The sequence below is a fragment of the Chroococcidiopsis thermalis PCC 7203 genome (genome assembly GCF_000317125.1).
GTDB lineage: Bacteria > Cyanobacteriota > Cyanobacteriia > Cyanobacteriales > Chroococcidiopsidaceae > Chroococcidiopsis > Chroococcidiopsis thermalis.
Window position 1 is genome coordinate 5,829,704 of sequence record NC_019695.1, and the last position, 18,608, is coordinate 5,848,311.

The 18,608-nt window shown below is 43.5% G+C and carries 17 protein-coding genes; 7 read left to right on the forward strand and 10 right to left on the reverse strand.

The window, feature by feature from the left end; translation table 11 throughout:
- Positions 1–82: 82 nt before the first annotated feature.
- Both rpe and CHRO_RS34605 read right to left on the reverse strand, forming a co-directional pair.
- Positions 83–790, reverse strand: a complete 708-nt coding sequence (gene rpe / locus CHRO_RS25410) for a ribulose-phosphate 3-epimerase (RefSeq protein ID WP_041463527.1) — start codon at positions 788–790, stop codon at positions 83–85.
- Positions 791–857: 67 nt separating this feature from the next.
- The gene (locus CHRO_RS34605; RefSeq protein WP_256498639.1) at positions 858–989 is read right to left on the reverse strand and encodes a hypothetical protein; all 132 of its coding nucleotides are present in this window, start codon (positions 987–989) and stop codon (positions 858–860) included.
- Positions 990–1,062: 73 nt separating this feature from the next.
- Here CHRO_RS34605 and hslO point away from each other — a divergent pair, with 73 nt between their 5' ends.
- Positions 1,063–1,959, forward strand: a complete 897-nt coding sequence (gene hslO / locus CHRO_RS25415; RefSeq protein WP_015157098.1) for an Hsp33 family molecular chaperone HslO — start codon at positions 1,063–1,065, stop codon at positions 1,957–1,959.
- Between the two features lie 212 nt (positions 1,960–2,171).
- The gene (locus CHRO_RS25420; protein WP_041462637.1) at positions 2,172–4,313 is read left to right on the forward strand and encodes a hypothetical protein; all 2,142 of its coding nucleotides are present in this window, start codon (positions 2,172–2,174) and stop codon (positions 4,311–4,313) included.
- A gap of 72 nt (positions 4,314–4,385) precedes the next feature.
- Here the strand turns inward: CHRO_RS25420 and CHRO_RS25425 are convergent, their stop codons facing one another.
- On the reverse strand, positions 4,386–4,649 hold the full coding sequence (locus CHRO_RS25425) for a hypothetical protein (RefSeq protein WP_015157100.1): 264 nt from the start codon (positions 4,647–4,649) through the stop codon (positions 4,386–4,388).
- Positions 4,650–4,882: 233 nt separating this feature from the next.
- Between CHRO_RS25425 and ggt the strand changes: the two genes are divergently transcribed.
- Complete coding sequence (ggt, locus tag CHRO_RS25430) at positions 4,883–6,523, forward strand: gamma-glutamyltransferase (RefSeq protein WP_015157101.1); 1,641 nt, start codon at positions 4,883–4,885, stop codon at positions 6,521–6,523.
- Here the strand turns inward: ggt and CHRO_RS25435 are convergent.
- Positions 6,520–7,437, reverse strand: coding sequence for an isopenicillin N synthase family dioxygenase (locus tag CHRO_RS25435; RefSeq protein WP_015157102.1), 918 nt, complete (start codon positions 7,435–7,437; stop codon positions 6,520–6,522). The two genes, ggt and CHRO_RS25435, sit on opposite strands and share 4 nt — an antisense overlap.
- Before the next feature lie 48 nt (positions 7,438–7,485).
- Positions 7,486–8,883 (reverse strand): AtzE family amidohydrolase, encoded by a 1,398-nt coding sequence (locus CHRO_RS25440; RefSeq protein ID WP_015157103.1) that lies wholly within the window; start codon positions 8,881–8,883, stop codon positions 7,486–7,488.
- A gap of 190 nt (positions 8,884–9,073) precedes the next feature.
- Here CHRO_RS25440 and CHRO_RS25445 point away from each other — a divergent pair, with 190 nt between their 5' ends.
- A complete protein-coding gene (locus CHRO_RS25445) occupies positions 9,074–10,768 on the forward strand; it encodes an NAD(P)H-quinone oxidoreductase subunit 4 (RefSeq protein WP_015157104.1) in 1,695 nt (564 codons plus the stop codon).
- A gap of 164 nt (positions 10,769–10,932) precedes the next feature.
- On the opposite strand, the gene crtO is transcribed toward CHRO_RS25445, so the two are convergent.
- The 4 genes from crtO to CHRO_RS25465 form a co-directional block, all read right to left on the reverse strand.
- Positions 10,933–12,621, reverse strand: a complete 1,689-nt coding sequence (gene crtO / locus CHRO_RS25450) for a beta-carotene ketolase CrtO (RefSeq protein WP_015157105.1) — start codon at positions 12,619–12,621, stop codon at positions 10,933–10,935.
- A 72-nt stretch (positions 12,622–12,693) separates the two neighbouring features.
- Positions 12,694–13,062 (reverse strand): pentapeptide repeat-containing protein, encoded by a 369-nt coding sequence (locus tag CHRO_RS25455; protein ID WP_015157106.1) that lies wholly within the window; start codon positions 13,060–13,062, stop codon positions 12,694–12,696.
- Positions 13,063–13,107: 45 nt separating this feature from the next.
- Positions 13,108–15,342, reverse strand: a complete 2,235-nt coding sequence (locus CHRO_RS25460; RefSeq protein ID WP_015157107.1) for a Piwi domain-containing protein — start codon at positions 15,340–15,342, stop codon at positions 13,108–13,110.
- A complete protein-coding gene (locus CHRO_RS25465; protein WP_015157108.1) occupies positions 15,339–16,157 on the reverse strand; it encodes a PD-(D/E)XK nuclease family protein in 819 nt (272 codons plus the stop codon). Before CHRO_RS25465 ends, CHRO_RS25460 begins: the two co-directional genes overlap by 4 nt.
- Positions 16,158–16,297: 140 nt before the next feature.
- On the opposite strand from CHRO_RS25465, the gene CHRO_RS25470 reads away from it, so the two are divergent.
- Entirely contained in the window at positions 16,298–16,645 is a 348-nt protein-coding gene (locus tag CHRO_RS25470) for a helix-turn-helix domain-containing protein (protein WP_015157109.1), read from the forward strand.
- An 11-nt stretch (positions 16,646–16,656) separates the two neighbouring features.
- The gene (locus CHRO_RS25475; RefSeq protein ID WP_015157110.1) at positions 16,657–17,292 is read left to right on the forward strand and encodes an ImmA/IrrE family metallo-endopeptidase; all 636 of its coding nucleotides are present in this window, start codon (positions 16,657–16,659) and stop codon (positions 17,290–17,292) included.
- 94 nt (positions 17,293–17,386) lie between these two features.
- Here CHRO_RS25475 and CHRO_RS25480 read toward each other — a convergent pair whose 3' ends face one another.
- Complete coding sequence (locus tag CHRO_RS25480; protein ID WP_015157111.1) at positions 17,387–18,013, reverse strand: hypothetical protein; 627 nt, start codon at positions 18,011–18,013, stop codon at positions 17,387–17,389.
- A 98-nt stretch (positions 18,014–18,111) separates the two neighbouring features.
- Here CHRO_RS25480 and CHRO_RS25485 point away from each other — a divergent pair, with 98 nt between their 5' ends.
- Positions 18,112–18,597 (forward strand): DUF2141 domain-containing protein, encoded by a 486-nt coding sequence (locus CHRO_RS25485; protein ID WP_015157112.1) that lies wholly within the window; start codon positions 18,112–18,114, stop codon positions 18,595–18,597.
- The last annotated feature ends 11 nt before the right edge of the window (positions 18,598–18,608 follow it).

Sequence of the window (18,608 nt, forward strand, 5' to 3'; positions counted from 1 at the left end):
ATATATAGTAGCAGGGGCGCACGCTGTACGCCCCTACGATTGAAATGTATTGCAATTCTAATCAAAAGAAATGCTATGTTTTCTAAACGGTTGCTAACTCAGGTGCGGGACGCTTACTGTTACGAATGCCTGCGATCGCCTCAGCGTAATCTTTAGCTTTAAATACTGCCGAACCAGCAACGATCGCATTTGCGCCTGCTTCTAGCACCTGCCAGGTGTTGTTACCTTTTAAGCCACCATCAACCTCAATCCAAGGATCTAAACCGCGATCGTCGCACATTTGGCGCAGTTTGCGGATTTTGGGTACGACAGATGGAATAAAGCTTTGACCACCAAAACCTGGGTTAACGCTCATGATTAGCACTAAGTCGCAAAGTTCTAGTACGTACTCGATCAGTTCTAATGGTGTAGAAGGATTGAGTACGACCCCTGCTTGTTTCCCTAATTCTCTAATTTGACCGAGCGTGCGGTGGAGGTGAGGGGAAGCATTATGCTCGGCATGAACGGAGATAATATCGGCTCCTGCTTTGGCAAAATCTTCAACGTACTTCTCTGGCTCTACGATCATCAAGTGGACATCCAGAGGTTTTTGAGTCACTGGGCGAATTGCTTCGACAATCAGCGGACCAATAGTGATGTTAGGCACGAATCGACCGTCCATGACATCAACGTGAATCCAGTCAGCTCCAGCCTCATCGATCGCTTGAATCTCAGCTCCTAGACGGCTAAAATCTGCTGATAGTATGGATGGAGCAATAACAGTTTGCTTTTTGGATGGCGTTTGGGTCATGGTTGGAGATTCTCCTGCTTCCTCTGTTGTCAGCATTTTAACAAAATGTTTAGTTTTCCCCCAAGTGTTATCTGAATTCGGAATTCGGAATTCGGAATTCGGAATTCGGAATTGCGACCGGGAGTAGTAGGGTGGGCAATGCTAACCCTACTTGAATTTGACGAACTTGCGATCGCCAGCCAGGAAAGCCGTACTTCACCCCTCAACCTTTTACCGGATCGCCAACATAGAATAAATAGAGTAGCTTTCGTAAAGAATTGTAAGGTTTTCTCATGGCAGATCGGTTAATTCGTGCCACAGCCGCCGATGGGGGAATTCGCGCTGTCGGCGTTATCACCACCAAGCTGACTGAAGAGGCAAGAAAACGGCATGAACTTTCCTACGTGGCGACGGCAGCGCTAGGACGCACTATGTCCGCTGGGTTGTTATTTGCTTCTAGCATGAAACGCCCTGATTCGCGAGTCAATATTCGGGTCAAAGGTAATGGTCCGTTAGAGGGAATTTTAGTCGATGCAGGTTTAGACGGTACTGTAAGAGGTTACGTCGGCAATCCCGCGATCGAACTACCACCAAACGATCGCGGTAAATTGGATGTTGGCGGTGCTGTGGGTTCAGAGGGTTATCTCTACGTCGTACGCGATGTTGGCTATGGCTATCCCTACTCCAGCACGGTAGAGCTAATATCGGGAGAGATTGGCGACGACTTGTCTCACTACCTAGCTACGTCAGAACAAACACCGTCAGCGTTAGTATTAGGCGTATTTGTCGGCGCTACAGGAGTGACAGCAGCAGGAGGATTGCTGATTCAAGTTTTGCCCAAAGCAGCCCGTGATGAAGCTTTAGTACAAACATTAGAATCAAGAATTGCTCAGCTAGCAGGATTCACGCCCTTACTCCAAGCTGGAAAGACCTTACCGCAAATCTTCGAGCAACTGTTAGGAGATATGAATTTGGAGATTTTTCCAGAATCTCAGTTAGTGCGCTTTTACTGTGGTTGCTCTTTTGAGCGCGTTCTAGGAGCGCTGAAAATTCTAGGCGAAGCAGAATTACAAGACATGATTGCCAAAGATGACGGAGCCGAAGCCACATGTCATTTTTGCGGACAAGTTTACAAAGCCAGCAGCAATCAGTTAGAGCAGTTGATTTTGGATTTACGGGCAGAGTCTTAATCAGTGACCAGTGACCAGTGACCAGTGATCGGTAGAGAGCGATCGATTAATCTGAATTGCGTGCATGGCGCGAATTGCCCATTACCAATTACCCATTACCAATTACCCATTACCAACTACCAATGACAAATGACCAATGACCAATATAGGATGACAATGAATGTGCTTAGCAGGCAAAATCAAGCATAGTACTTAAGATATTGGGGCGAGTCATGAGCGATCGGAGTATGCCAGAGGATTGGTCTGTGAGTCAGCCGCCAGCAAAGGGGGACAATGGCAATCAGCCTCATACCCAACATTCTGTAGACTCTGCTTCTCAATATCCAACGGATCGCGAGCTGTCTCAATACCTGTCCCAGCAAAGGCACAATTCAGAAGTCATGCCACAATCACCATCGAACTCGTCCCAATCTGGTAGCGTTTCCCCTTCATCAGCTACAGACGGTAAGTTGTGGTCTAGCGTACCTCCGTCGGGAGAGCCGCCTAGTGTCGGACGCAAGCGGTGGTGGAAACACTGGATGCTTTGGGCAGCTCTGGCAGCGTTGGGGGCTAATGGAGTGGCGATCGTCGCCATGACGATGTTATTTAAGTTACCATCTGCACCTAATTGTCCGGCAATTTTTTGGCCTCTGGCTTCAGGGACGGTGCGGTTGCATTGCGCTCAAGTTGCAGCGGCAAAACGAACTGTACCAGATTTAATGGCAGCGATCGCCTTAGTAAAGCCTCTACCACAAAATCATCCTTTAAGTCAAGAAATCGAACGGGGTTTAGCAGAGTGGTCGCAAGATTTACTCGCCTTAGCAGAAGAAAAGTTTCAAGCCGGACAGCTATCGGAGGCGATCGCGATCGCCTCCGATATTCCGTCAGATGTCTCTACAGCCTCCACCGTCCCAACGCAAATTGAAAAGTGGAAATCGATTTGGGCGGAAGCAGAAAAAATTTATGCTGAAGCCGAGTCCCAGATCCCGAAAGAAAACTGGTATCGGGCTTCGATGGCAGCGGTACGTTTGCTCAATGTCGGTAACAACTATTGGGCAAATACCAAATACGAAGAATTAAAATATGCGATCGCCACCGCCAGAGAAGATGGCGGAAGATTGGAGAAAATTCAAAATTTGGTCAATCGAGGCAGAGCCGACGATTTTCTAGCTGCTATACAGCAAATTCAAGCAATTGAAGCAGGTAGCTATTTTTATCAGAAAGCTCAAGCAATGATTCCCGATATCGGGCGCAAAATGCTCGATTTAGCCCAGGAAACTTTAGATAAAAGAGATGTAGACAAAGCTGTCGAGATTGCCAATCAAATTCCTGCTGTTGCCAAATTAGAAACAGAAGTCCAAGATTTTACCGTCCTAGCTGAGGCACATCGGAGTGCTTTTGTCGGTACTGTTTCTAGCATAGAAGCGGCAATTGCCGAAGCGCAAAAAATTGGACTAGACCGACCGCTTTACTATAAAGCTCAAGATACGATCGCCCGTTGGCAACTTGAAATTGAAGATGTGCAGCATCTAGCCAAAGCACGCAGCTTAGCTCAACCAGGGGCAGTTGCCGATTTAAATGCAGCGATCGCTGAAGCTTTGATGATTCCAGACTCGAATCCCCGTGCTGCTGAAGCCAAGCGAGAAATTGACGGCTGGCGGCGACGGATACAAACATTTGAAGACCAACCTTACCTTAACCGTGCCGACGAGATAGTGGTTGAAGGCGATGTCGTCGCTTTACAAGCAGCAGTTGATGAAGCGAGTAAAATTGGTGAAGGACGCGCGCTTTATGGCGAAGCCCGTAAGCGAATTCGCAACTGGACGCGCCAGATCCAAACGATTGAAGACCAGCCATTCTTAGACCAAGCGCGAGACTTGGCAAATAATGGCAATCTACCAGCGGCGATCGCTGCTGCTGGGCAAATTGGTGCGGGACGGGCGCTACATGCCACAGCGCAGGCAGAAGTTAAGGAATGGCAAACTCAACTTCAGGCGGAACAAGATTGGCGCGAAGCCCAGCAAGTTGCTTTGCAGAATACTCCCGATGCATTGGCACAAGCAATTCGGCTGGCGGATCGGGTTCCTAACAGCAATTCCTTACGATTGGATGTGAATCCAGCCATTAATAACTGGGGCGATCGCTTGTTGCGGTTGGCACAAGACCAAGGGACGTACAACCCACAAGCAGGGATCGATATAGCCCGTAAAATTCCGCGCAGCAGCAGCGCCTACGGAGCCGCTCAAGCGCAGATAGGCGAGTGGCAGAGGATTTTGAACCCTCCTCCTCCCGAACCGCTTCCCAGCCTCGATAACACCGCACCGAGTCCGATAAATTCCGAGCCTATTCCTAGTGCTAGTCCTGATGATAACTAATCCTGACGATTGTAAACTTTAACGGTTTTGATTAGGCATCATAAACATAGCAGCAAAACATTATTATCGCTCTTATGGATTACCCACAAAACCAAATAATTTAGCCAAACCACCAAGAATAGCTAAAATCAAACCGACTAAAAATCCTCGATTGATAAAATCTTGACTCTTGACTCGTTCATCTAGTCCATTTATTCTCTCACCCAGAGCTTTAATTTCTCCTTTAATTTCGGTTTGTCCTACTTTTAGATCGACAACATCTTTTTGTAGACCATCTAATTTCTGGTCAAGCTTAGCTAAAATTTCCTTTAAGTCTTGCTCTAGTGTGACTGACATAGGTAAAATTCCTATTTGGGAGAAATTAGTATAGATTCTTTTAGCATAGTTGCGATCGCATTTCCCCTGGAATGTTAAAAGCGATTCCCTACAATCAAGTTTTTTAACCTTATAAGGTATAGTTTATACCCTGTAATATATACCTGTAATATATAAATGGTGACTCAGCACAGAAGACAGTAGGGAAACTCAAGAGTCAACGCGATTCGTACTTTTTTCACCTAAAAATAGCTATGTCTCATTTGACAAACAAAGCAGCCATTTCTACTAATGGTATAGTCACAACCCCTCACTACCTAGCTTCCCAAGCGGGTTTAGAAATACTTCAGCAAGGGGGAAATGCCGTTGATGCTGCGATCGCTGCTGCTGCTACCTTGACGGTGGTTTATCCCCATATGAATAGTTTGGGTGGCGATAATTTTTGGTTGATTTATAATATCAAAAAACGAGAATTAAAAGGTTTGAATGCTAGCGGTCGAGCGGGGGAAAAGGCAACAATCGATCTCTATCAGTCTCTAGGTTATGACAGAATTCCTTTCAGAGGTTATTTAGCTGCAAATACCTTACCTGGAGCAGTATCCGGCTGGGACTTAGCATATAAATACGCTCAAGCAACCATAAATAATTCTTTGCCTTGGCAGCAACTTTTTGCTTCTGCAATTAAGTTTTCTGAGAATGGTTTCCCAACTTCTCAAAATCAAGCAAGCTGGACTCAAATAAGTATTGATGTAGATAAAGAATTTTTTAATTTACAAAGATTTTCTGGTTTTCGTCAAATCTATTTGAAACCTGATGGAACAATTTATCAAACAGGTGAAATATTTAAACAATCGCACTTAGCTCAAAGTTTAGCAGCGATCGCCTCTCAAGGTGCAGCCGAGTTTTATCAAGGGGAAATTGCCCAAAATATCGTTGCAGATTTACAAGAGAACGGGGGAATTTTAACTCTGCGAGATTTTGCGGAACATACTGCTAACTGGGTAGAACCAATTTCAGTCAATTATCGCGATTATATTGCTTATAACTTACCACCCAACACTCAAGGAATTGCCTCTTTATCGATTTTAAATATCTTAAATAATTTCGATTTACGCAAACTAGGAGAAGGAACGGCAGATTACTATCATTTGATTGTAGAAGCAACCAAACAAGCATTTAGCGATCGCGATAAATATGTGAGCGATCCTGACTTTGTAAATATGCCTTTAGATTGGCTATTATCTTCAGAACGTGGTAAAGAACTAGCAGCACAGATTAACTTGCAGCAAGCCGCTAACCAAGTACAACCTCTCGATCCAAAAGGCGATACAATTTGGCTGGGAGTTGTAGATAAAGATGGTAACGCTGTCTCTTTAATTCAAAGTATTTACTACGAATTTGGTTCGGGTATAGTTGCAGGTGATACGGGGATTCTATTACAAAATCGAGGGTGTTTTTTCTCCTTAGATCCGCAACATGTAAATTGTTTGCAACCTAAAAAACGTACTTTTCACACGTTAAACCCTGCCATGTTATTTCAAAACGGCAAACCGTATTTAGTCTACGGTACGATGGGAGGAGAAGGACAACCTCAAACTCAAGCTGCGATCGCAACTCGAATTGTCGATTTTGGTTTTAATGTCGAAGATGCAATTTCTGCACCGCGATGGTTGCAAGGACGTACTTGGGGAGTCGCTACCAACGAACTTAAAATTGAAGGCAGAGTTTCAGCAGATATTGTTCGAGAATTAAGCGATCGCGGTCACTCTGTTAAAGTTGTTGAAGATTATACAGATGTGATGGGACACGCTGGGGCGATTTTAATCGACGCTGAAACTAATATAAAATACGGTGCTGCCGATCCAAGAAGTGATGGTGCTGCTGTAGGATATTAATAAGTTGCCTGCAAGCGGCTAATCAAGTAATCTTTGGCAGAAATAGAAGGATACATTGCTACTCGATCCGTACAACAACCAGGAAGACAAGCAACCTCAGTATCATCGTTAGGATGGCAGAAAAAAGCTATTGAATAACGCGATCGCTTCATTTTTTCATCTGTTGGAATCGCTACCCGATGTTTGGTAGAACAAAAAACATGATTTGTCCATCGTTGCATTAAATCTCCAGTATTTACAATTATCGTATCAGGAATCGCTGGAGCTGCGATCCATTCTCCATTTTTCGTTTGTACTTCTAATCCGCCAATATCATCTTGAAATAACAAAGTAATACTACCGTAGTCGGAATGTTCCCCCGCCCTTACCTGTCCTTGTTTTGGAGGTTGTTCTAATGGGGGGTAGTGTAGTAATCTCAGAGTATGAGCTTGTGCATTATGATTGGCAATAAAAAAGTCTTCTGGAATTTGTAATGCCATCGCAAAAGTTTGTAGAATTATATCCGTTATTTGTACACAAGCTTTCCAGGAATTCAATGCACAACTATGAAATTCAGTACTAAAGTCTGGGTTTTGAGCAATGGATTTTAAATTTAGATTTAATGCTTCTTTTAAATCTCCTGGCTGTTTTGGATCGAGGCGTTCCCTTTCTATACCTACATAACCACTGTTGTGAGATTCATCTAACCACGCTATTTGGTTTTTTGCTTCCAACGGAAGATTAAAAAATTGCTGAGAGTGTGTAAATAGCTGTTGGATTAAATGAGAAGAAATACCTGAATTTTTGATATATAAAAATCCAATTTCATGACAAGCTTGATAAACGCGATCAACTATAGTTTGTCTTTCTAATTCATCTCCTGTTGCAAATGTTTGCAAATCAATAATTGGAATTTGCAATACTGGGTTAGTCATAGTTAGATTTGCACGTAAATGTTGGTAATTGATAATAAATAATTAGTATTAATCAACAACAGATGCAGCAATAACACCCTCAGCCTCCAACATTGCAGCCACCTGTAAAATTTTCCCCTCATTGTAAGGTGCGGCAATCAACTGCACCCCCAAAGGTAAACCATTCGATCGCGCGATTGGCACGGATAAAACAGGTAAACCAATAAAAGATAGCGGCTGAGTAAACAATCCCAAATGGGGACGAACTAAAATTTCCCGTCCATCTAACTGAATCGTTTGTTGTCCGATGAATGGTGCAACACATGGTGTTGTAGGGGCTAGAATCAAATCGACGTGTTGAAAAATTGCGCGGACGCGATCGCGAAACCACCGTCTAAATCTCTGCGCCTGAATATACCAACTCGCAGGAATCATCGCCCCAGCCAAAAAACGATCGCGGGTAGCCGGATCGAAGTCTTCAAGACGCGATCGCAAGTTTGCTAAATGCAGATTTGCCCCTTCACACGCTGTAATTATAAAAGCCGCTGCCCTAGCACGGTGCGCTTCTGGGATAGTAACGTATTGCGTCGCGCCTAAAACTTGGGCGACTCGTTCCACAACAGCTAAAGCTTCCGGTTCTGCACCTGTCCGAAAATAATCTTCAGCAATGGCAATGCGTAACCCATCAATATTGTCCGGTTGTAGAGACGTTACATGTAACGTCTCTACAGGGGAACGTTGCGTGCAAACCGGATCGCGACTGTCCCATCCTTGCAGCACGTCAAAGGCGATCGCTACATCTCTTACAGAACGGGTAAACGTGCCAATGTGGTCGAAACTACTGGCAAATAAAAACGCTCCCGCCCGCGATAATCTCCCATAGGTGGGTTTGAGTCCGTAGACACCGCATAAAGCCGCAGGGACGCGAATAGAACCGTTGGTATCGGAACCCAGCGTCAGGGGAACCATTCCCCCAGCTACCGCCGCCGCCGATCCTCCAGAAGAACCGCCAGCAATGCGATTTGTGTCATGCGGGTTGTGGGTTGCACCGTAGTGAGCATTTTCCGTGACAAAACCATAGGCGTATTCATCCATATTGAGCGCCCCGACTAAAATTGCTCCGGCTTGTTTCAGTTTGGCGATCGCCGTAGCATCTCGGCTAGCGGGAGGATTTTCCGCATTGATTTTCGAGCCAGCTAGGGTCGTTATCCCAGCAATATCAAATAAATTTTTGACCGCAAAGGGAACGCCAGCTAGAACGCCTGGATCTTGCCCAGAGGCGATCGCCCGGTCGATCTTCGCTGCATCTGCTAAGGCTGTTTCAGTTGTAACGGTGGTGAAACAATTCAGTGCTGAATTCCGTGCGGTAATTCTGTCGAGGGTGGCGATCGCCACTTCTGTTGCGCTTACCTGTTGCGCGCGCACGGCTGTTGCTATGGTTACGGCATCAGCAAGGTCTAAGTTCATGCTTTCATCTTAAGGCAGATAATCTAACGCGATCGAACAAGGGCGATCGTCATTCACTAATGAGTGCTTTTGTCAATTGCCTCCATCTATAGACTTGTTTAGATAGTTGACTGGGATAAAAATTTATTCATAAACCTTTACAAAGTTTAGTAAAATGATTTGTAAGAAATAAGTATTTATTCTTAACGTCATGATGACGGAACAATTTCCCTGGCTAACCGCGATTGTCCTGCTACCCCTTGTAGCTTCCCTACTCATCCCCGTACTGCCTGATAAAGACGGCAAGCGCGTGCGGTGGTATGCCTCAGGCGTGGCGATCGCGGACTTGATTCTGATGTGCTACGTTTTTTGGCAACACTACGATGCAGGCATCGCAACTTTTCAATTAGCGGAAAAGTATGCCTGGGTTCCCCAATTGGGTCTAAATTGGGCTGTCTCAGTTGATGGTTTATCTGTCCCGCTCGTACTGCTAGCAGGATTGGTGACGACACTTTCAATATTTGCGGCGTGGCAAGTCGATCGCAAGCCCCGCTTATTCTATTTCCTGATGCTGGTGCTGTATTCTGCCCAGATTGGGGTGTTTGTCGCCCAAGATATATTGCTGCTATTCATTATGTGGGAGATCGAGCTAGTCCCCGTTTACCTGCTCGTCTCGATTTGGGGTGGACCGAAACGACGCTACGCAGCGACAAAGTTTCTCCTCTATACCGCACTGGCTTCTATATTTATTCTCGTTGCAGGGCTAGCATTGGGTTTCTACGGTGGCAACCCTACCTTCGATATGGCAGCTCTGGCTGTGAAAAACTATCCGCTAGCGCTTGAATTGCCGATTTACGCCGGATTGCTGATTGCTTTTGGCGTGAAGCTAGCGATTTTCCCCATGCATACTTGGTTACCTGATGCCCACGGTGAAGCTTCTGCTCCCGTATCGATGGTTTTGGCGGGTGTACTGCTGAAAATGGGCGGATACGGGTTGATTCGCTTGAATTTGGAAATGTTACCTCACGCACACGTTTACTTTGCCCCAGTGCTGGCAACTGTAGGCGTGGTTAATATTATTTACGGTGCGTTGGCTTCCTTCGCTCAGTCCAACATGAAGCGCCGTCTCGCCTACTCGTCTGTTTCCCACATGGGATTCGTCCTACTAGGTATTGCCTCTTTTACGGATGTTGGCATCAGCGGCGCACTCCTGCAAATGCTGTCTCACGGTTTGATTGCCGCAGTTCTGTTCTTCCTCGCAGGCGTAACTTACGATCGCACTCATACGTTATCAATGGAAGAAATGGGCGGTATCGCTCAGGTTATGCCCAAAGTCTTTGCTCTATTTACCATAGGTGCAATGGCATCGCTGGCACTTCCTGGGATGAGCGGCTTTGTCAGCGAGATTTCGGTCTTCGTTGGTGTGACTACAAGCGATATTTACAGCTCAACCTTCCGCACGGTGACGGTATTTTTAGCCGCCGTAGGGCTGATGCTCACTCCAGTCTATTTACTTTCGATGCTACGTCAGGTATTCTACGGTTCTGGTATCGCCCCTGCGTGTGTTTTAACGAGTACTCAGTTGCGGACGGATTACCAGGATAGTCAAGAAGCTGTCTGCTTCGGGACTGATTGCGTGTTACCTGGAGAGGCAAGGTTTGGCGATGCTAGACCGCGTGAAGTGTTCATTGCTGTCTCGTTCCTGGTGCTGATTATTGGTATCGGGTTATATCCCAAGCTGGCGACGCAAATGTATGATGTCAAGACGGTTGCGGTGAATGCCCAGATCCGCGAATCTTACGTCCAAATTGCTCAGAGCAATCCTCGCATTTATGCTAGCGGCTTCTTGGCTCCTCGGATCGATAAGCCTGAACTCGCGACTGTGCCGACGGGTGTTTTAAAGTGATTTGATTTTGTACTCCTGTTTATAAGCGATCGCTAGATGAAAGCGATCGCTTTTTCGTGTTGAGTTGTAGTTTATGATGATGTCACGCAAAGACGCGAAGGCTCGAAGAAAGGCGCAAAATTTATCTACGCTCGATTCGCAATACACTTGGTATTTGAGCGAAGCTAGGTAAATACTGATTTGACTGCCGACTGAACTGAGTTTTTAGCGTCTTTGAGTGTCTCGGCGATGGGATGCTGTTCGTGTAAGAAAATTCTGGCACAGTTGCGTCCCGGCAGTCCTGAGATGGAGCCGCCTGGATGGGTTCCTGCGCCTGTGAGATATAAGCCTTGAATTGGGGTTTTGTAGTTAGCTATTTCTGGTAAGGGACGGAAGCAAAGCATTTGTTCTAAGGTCATGTCTATGTGGTAGTAGTTGCCTTTGTAGCTTCCTAGCCGTTCTGCTAACTCGGCTGGGCTTTCGACGTGACGGGCAATAATTGAGTGCTTGAGATTGGGTGAGTATTGGGTTAGTTTATTGAGGACGCGATCGGCTACTTTGTTTTTAAGCTCGTCTGTCCATCCCGTACCTTTTAAGCCTGTACCCTCTGCACCAGCAATTTGATAGGGGGCAAAAAATTCAATCCAGAGTGTATGTTTGCCTTCAGGAGCCATTGAAGGGTCGAGTCCTGTTGGCATGACTAGATACATTGAAGGGTCTGCATCGGGAATTTTGCCCAGAGTAATCTCGCTATGGGCTTGTTCTACATGGTTGACGGAATCGGCAATTAAGACCGAACCCATGAGATATTCGTCTCGGTGGTCGTGGTTTTCAAAGCGCAAGGGTTCTGATAAGGCGCAGTCAATTTTGAGAATTGTTTCGTTGTTGTTGACAATGCGGCGGTCTAGTCTTTCGCGTAAGTTAGGATCGGCACTATCGACATCGCTAGCATCCATCAGTTGCAGAAATAGCCGTTTGGCATCAATGCTAGAGATAACAGCTTGATGGGCGCGATATTCTTTGCTACCGCGAACTCGCACGCCCACAGCGCGATCGCGATCGATTAAAATTCGTTCTACACTTTGTTCTGTAAGGATTACGCCGTCTAAACTTTTGACTAACTTAACTAAAGCTTCGGTTAGCGCTCCCGTACCACCTCGCGGACGTGCCATTCCAGGTTCGTGACGCAACACAGCCATCATTGCTCCAAATGACATGGCTTTTTGAGAGGGAGGCGAACTTAATTCTGCTGAGAGTCTGGCAAGGGGTGCTTTGACAAATTCAGCGTCAAAATATTCGTTAAGATTATCTACTGGGCTAGATAATAGAGTACGTAGAAGGTCTAAAGTCTCGTTGGGACCACCCAGCACTGAGAACAACTCTTGCAGGTTTTTCAAGCCGTAGTTACCAGAGATATCTGCTAAAGATTTGGGTGGAGCGTTGAAAAATGGTGCGACACCGCGCACGAAGCGCAGCCAAAAGTCTGCATATTCAGCATATTTTTCCGCGTCGCGCTGGCTGAAACGGGCAATTTCTGCACGAGTCTTTTCTACCGATTTATGGGCGAGAAAGTATTTTCCGTCAGGATGGGGACAAAAGGCAACTGGATCGCACGTTAGATATTCTAAGCCGTATTTTTCTAGTTCTAATTCCTGAATCACCGATCCGAGGAAAATAAATAGGTGATTAATAGCACAGGGGTTAAACTTAAATCCAGGTGCTTCTTGGGGCATGAGTTCTTCTGTTGTAGCTCCACCCCCTGGAATTGGCTGTTTTTCTAGAAGCAAGACGCTATAGCCTGCTTTCAGTAAGTAAGCCGCACAGACTAGTCCGTTATGACCAGCACCAATAATAACAACATCGTAAGCTTGCATGGAAGAGAATTCGGAAACACGCTATCTTCTTTGATGCTAGAGAGCAGTTAACAATTCTCAATCTCTCAACGGTTATACCTTACGCATATTTTGACTGTTCGGATCGAAACCACGGGAAAAGCGGGTGCTATTGTCGTAGCAAGCACCACTTAAGTTCGCTCCGTACAATTTGGCGTAGTTGAGTCTAGCTTTGCGTAAATTTGCTTCAGTTAGTTTTGCACCGCAGAGGTTTGTGCGCGTCAGGTTAGCATTAATCAGGTTTGCGCCAGTTAAGTTTGCTCCCCACAATTTCGCCTTGGCTAAATTTGCTCCTTCTAAGTTGGCTCCCCACAGGTTAACTCCTACCAAATGAGCGTTAATCAGCTTAACGTTGGCTAAGTCAGCTTTAATAAAGTCTCTTTCTCCTGCTGCATAGCGTTTCAGCAGTTCTTCAGCATTCATATTTCTTTACACTTATAGGCGATCGCATCCTACTTTAATCTTGCCTTATAACCAAAATTGGCGATCGCCTTCTAGCAAACCTGGATAAATGCCTTGCAACCGTCGATAAGCCATACGGTCAGAACCAAAAAGCGGTATTGGTAAGCGCGGCTCGTTCAGCGAACCATGATGTAGTAAGGTAAGTTTCAAAGTCGCCTCTACTAAACTTTCTAACGATACCTGATGTCCTGCTTCATGAATTCTCAAGCGTAGAGGCAGAGGCAAACCGATTTTCGCCGAATTTAGTTCTGTCGTGACTAAAATAACTTCCCGCGCCGATAAGCGCAGTGCTAATCCTAGCGTTGGTGCTTTAATAACTTCTTCTTCCCAGTTGTAGAGCCGAGGAATCCCAGATTTATAGCACTCGACTAAAATAAACTCCGAACCAATTGCTTTCGCTCTTTCTTTTAAATGCTGCACTTCATCACCACAAAAGCGTCCATCGCGGTAAATTAGTACGACTTTACCTTTCAGTTGAGCTGCGGGAAGAAAGCTTTCTAAAATTCTTTGGGGAATTTCTTCCCCTTCAATTAAAGCATCTTCTAATCGATAGCGAATAAATTCTCCTTTGCGACCGTATAGACGCACGCTAGCGCAAGCATTCATAGTTCCAGAACCTCTCTTCTTGGCGCTTCTGGAAATATCTAAGCCGATGAAATAGTCGGCAATTCCTAATGGTTCAGCTAACACAAAAGGCAAGTTGCCTAGCTTGGCTAGAATACCTGGAATCACCTGATTTAATAAATATTTAGCTTCAACGCTTTTCAAAGTATCTTCGTAAATAACTTGGCTGGCAATTCCACGTCTGAGCAAGCGTGAGTAAATCCAAGAATATAAGCTGCCTCCTTCTGTATTATCGCTGTGGCGATCGCTAGTTGGTAAAAATGTCAAAACTATATCGGGATGATTTACCATCAATTCATCGACAGCTTCTTCAGCTTTGGCTCTCGCTTCAACTCCAGATAAATCATCTACCAATAATGTCTTTTTATTTTCAACAGGAAGAAGAGTTTCAAAACCATAGCGTTTGAGTCTCTGTCGCGTTTCTTGCAGAAAAGAATTTGCTGGATAATCGCAAAGTTTCAATGCAGCAATCCGAATTGGTCTTGACAAATCGCTAAAATCTTCATGACGGCGATACACGCCACCTTTAGATAAACCAGATAAAATTTGACCTTGAACGCCAATTTGATTTTTTCCAAACACCAGTTTTGTTTCTGATAATTTAACTGACGGAGAGAAGAATAATTCAGGATGTCTGCGGCTATTTATACTAATCTTCAGTTGAAATCCATAAGTAGCTAAACTTTGTCCAGCTTCTTTTTTGTACAATGCTAAAAGTTCTTTTCGCTCTAAATAAGGAATTTTAGTTGCAGACAGTAATTTTCCATAATCTACATCGAATTTTCTAGCAGTTTCCGCTGTTATGCAAGGACGTAAAGCTGCCATTGCATAATAAAAAGGTTGTTGATTTTTACCAAACTGTACGGCAACGACTGGCTGTTCTTCCGGTGCTTCTATCAATGCTTGTTTACTAATTGCGCCAGTTGCATCCTCAAGTAGTTTTTGTCTGTGGTCGGCAATAGTACCTACAATATCAGTTATTGTTGCAAAGCTATTACGTTCGATATCTCGTACTTTTAAGCCAATTAACAGTTGCTCTGGATTCTGCCGATAGGGATGATTATTGTAAAATTCTTCTAGATGCCTTTGATAGAAGAAACTACTATGGACGGTAATTGTCAAAGCTGGCTGAATCTGAGTTTGAATTTCAATCGTTTCTGCCCAAAAATCAATCTCTCGTTTGACTTCTACTTGATTTACTGATATTACAGATGGAGATGAAAAACGGCAATTTATTTTTAATACTCTCACTGCTAACTGTGAAAGAATCTCAGGTGTAATCTGTGGCTGGCTTACCCATTGTATTGCATAAGTGCGATCGCCAATATCTTTTTTTAATTCTTCGCAAATTTCTAGCAGTTTCTCGCGCCACTGTTCTTGGCTTGGCATTGGTCGATTGGGTTTGGCTAAAACCCAGAAAAATTTATTGTGCCAAATAACAACTGCATCAGGAAATTTTTGACTGAATCGCCAACTAAAGCTATTACCAGTTTTGCGTTCGATTTCTGGAGTTAATCGAAAACAAATGAAATTTTTCGGAGTAATATCTAGAAGTGAAATTTCACTTAAAAAAGTTGGAAATGAAGCAACTGGAAATTCTTGCATAACATTATTCATGCAGTCGCCTCAGTCATGGCAAATTTACAAATAGAGTTAAAAGCACAATAGCGACAACTTACGCCTGGATTAGGTGGAAAAATTCGATTAAAATCGTCAAAATTTCGACGATAGCGATACAAATCTTTTTGATGTCGTTGAGAGAGCGAAGATAGTTCTACTTGAAACGATTTGAGTATGCTAGATGACGCAATAATTCGCTCTGACTGTTGGCAAGTTTCCAAGTTATAAAATGAAGCAACAGCTTTTTGCTGCGGGTAAATATAGCTAGCGGCTAGTAAATAAATATATGCTTGTCGGCGATCGAAGTCAGATTTTCCAGTTTTAAAGTCTACTATATGTAATGTTCCATCTTCTTCTTGCAAAACACAGTCCATCGCAGCATATAGTTTAAATGTATTATTTCCTTGCTGAATTAAAATCGGTTCTGGAAACCCCTCGTCGCCTCGACTGAGTTTAATAATTTTCTTACTAGCTAGAAACTGATTGTGATGATAATTTTCTAGGATTTGAAGAACTTTTATCCGAACTGAATCTACTTCTTGACTCAACTGCAAAATTTCTGCTGTTTGAGCGATCGCATCTTTTCCGTCTGCGATTAAAGAGGTTTGATAAAACTCATAAATTCCTCTTTGTGCCAAAATTCCAATTCGCTGATGTATATTATCTTTTTGTAATAGTTCTGCAACTTGCGGCTCCCGCCTTCTTGCTTTAGTAAAACCCCTTTTCATATCGCAGTGTAGATGCTCTAAACCGACTGCTGGCGAAAATAAAGACAGTAAATTATAACTAGCAAATTCCCAAATCTTTGGCATAGTTTAATTTCTCATATTGTAATCAATGAGACACACCTTTATATAGCTAAAATGCTGTACACTGAAGGAAATTGATTTACATGACCATATTGACCATTTTAATCAACTTTGTCAAGATATATATGTAAGGGAAGAAAAAAATGAGTCAAAGTTTTGGTAAAGTTATTCGTCAAGCTCGTAAGGCAAGAGAGTTTAGTCAGCGCGAGTTAGCCAAGTTAATCGGGGTAGATTACACTTACTTATCGAAACTAGAGAACGACCATGCTGGCTATCCTCCTAGCGAAGATGTCATTCACAAACTATCTTTGCATTTGGACTTGCCAGAAGCAGAACTGAGACATCTAGCTGGTCGCATTACACCAGATGACACAAAAGTTTTTGAAGAACTGGTTAGAAAGTACAAACAAATGCCTGTCTTGTTACGCCGAATGCGAGACGAACCTGAATTTGCTCAGAAATTATTGAGAGATACAACCAACCGAGATTAGGAGAAATCAAATTGAAGGTTATTAAACCCTATCAGTCCATGTCCAAAAAGGAAATCGAGCATCGAGCATTGGATGTACTTCAGCGCGTGCAAGCAAAGCGTAAACGTCCTTTAAAATTTCCACTCGATGCAGGACACTTAGCTGAATCTCTTGGTTTAGACATGGATTGTGGGAAAATAGCACCAGATGAGCAAGGTGCGATCGCGGCTATGATTTTACCTACAGAACGTAAAATTATAATGAATGAAAGTAGTCTAAATTTGCCTAAAGGATTTGAAGAATCTTCAATTGCTCACGAAATTGGACATTGGGAACTTCACATTGACAAAAATGCAATTTCTAAATTTGTAGAACTGCAAAATTCTGGTTTGGAAACCGCTGTTGAGCCTTTTCTCTGCCGTAATGTTAACGCGCAGCAAGGAATTGAAAAGCAAGCACAGTATTTTGCTAGTTGCTTGTTAATGCCTCAATTTAAGATAGAAGACGTAAAACGGGGACGCGATTTAACTAAATGGAAACATCTTTATGCGATGAAAGATGAGCTTGGTGTCACAATTTCTAATTTGACACATCGCCTACAAGACCTTGGTTTAATTTATATTCCCAAAGATTCCAAGCAAATTTATCTTGGTAAAGCTGGATCGTAATTTATTATTCATTTATTTTTATTAAAAAGCGAACTATTCTTGCTTATACTTAAGTTAAAGAATATGCTAGTTATTTCGTAAATTGCTATTAATATCACGCGACTTGTTTAATCCAAATTGCTAATCCACCACCGCGACCGCGGGCTGCAATATAATCTTCAGTTATTAAGAAAAAGGCAAAAAAGGGCAGTTTAGAAATAGGTTGTTCCTCAAAAGTTCCGGCTCTTTTACCACTATTAAACTTTCCCTGATAAACTGTGCGATTAAATAAACACAGTTGCATTTGGGTGAAGTCAAAAGCAAGTAAATTTTTCTTACCTAAGTACCGCGCTGGACCAGTCAGTTTGAATAGTAACGAACCGAATTGAATTTGATTGCCAATTTCTAGCCGTTCTCTTGAGTGAAAGGAAATCTGTGCTGGCGCAATTTGAGGAATGTAAAAGCCATTTCCTTGAGCCACACCATTTTGTAATTTGGCGTTACGTGGTGCTGTGAAGTAAAGTCGCCAATCGCCCAAGAGAGATTCGAGGGGGTATACTAAGCGTTGTTGTTTGGCTGCTCTTTCAGCTTGTAATAAGGCGCTAACAACTACTTTAGCAGTAGGGCGATGGTTGCGAAGCAAACCGCCTTCGGCATCGCGATTTCCCGCTCGAGCAGCGATCGCCACTTTTGACAGGATCTCAAGATAATCGGGTACAGTTGTAGAGAGTTCGCCCATCATGTGTTTTAAGCTTAGCTCTATTGGCTTGAAGATTACAATATACAATTTGAAAAATTATATCAATATTTATGAAAAATATTAAATGTAGGCGATCGCAAATGAAGATAAAATTTTGCCAAAAGTCTCAAATATTGAAAACTTGTCTGTTACTGTCATTTCTTGGAATTGCGATCGAGATTTCTAATGGCAGAGTATATGCTAATAACTTGTCTGGCAATTTAACTGTAGAAATCAATGGTTTTAGAAACCGTGAAGGGCAAGCTTGCGTCAGTCTGTTTGCCAGCAGTCAAGGTTTTCCTAATAATAGAAAAAATGTCGTACAGCGTCAGTGTAATAAGATTACTTCTGTTCCCCTGATAGTCAATTTTAGGAATCTCAAAGCTGGAAATTACGCTGTTGCTATTATTCACGATACTAATGGAGATGGTACGCTCAACCGCAACGATTTAGGAATGCCAATTGAGGGATATGGATTTTCAAGAAATCCAGAAATTCGTACAGCCGCACCTAAGTTTAATGATGCAGCTGTTTTAATTGCTGGTCCAAATACAAGCGTGCAGGTTCAGTTGAAGTATTTGGATTGAACTAAATTGAA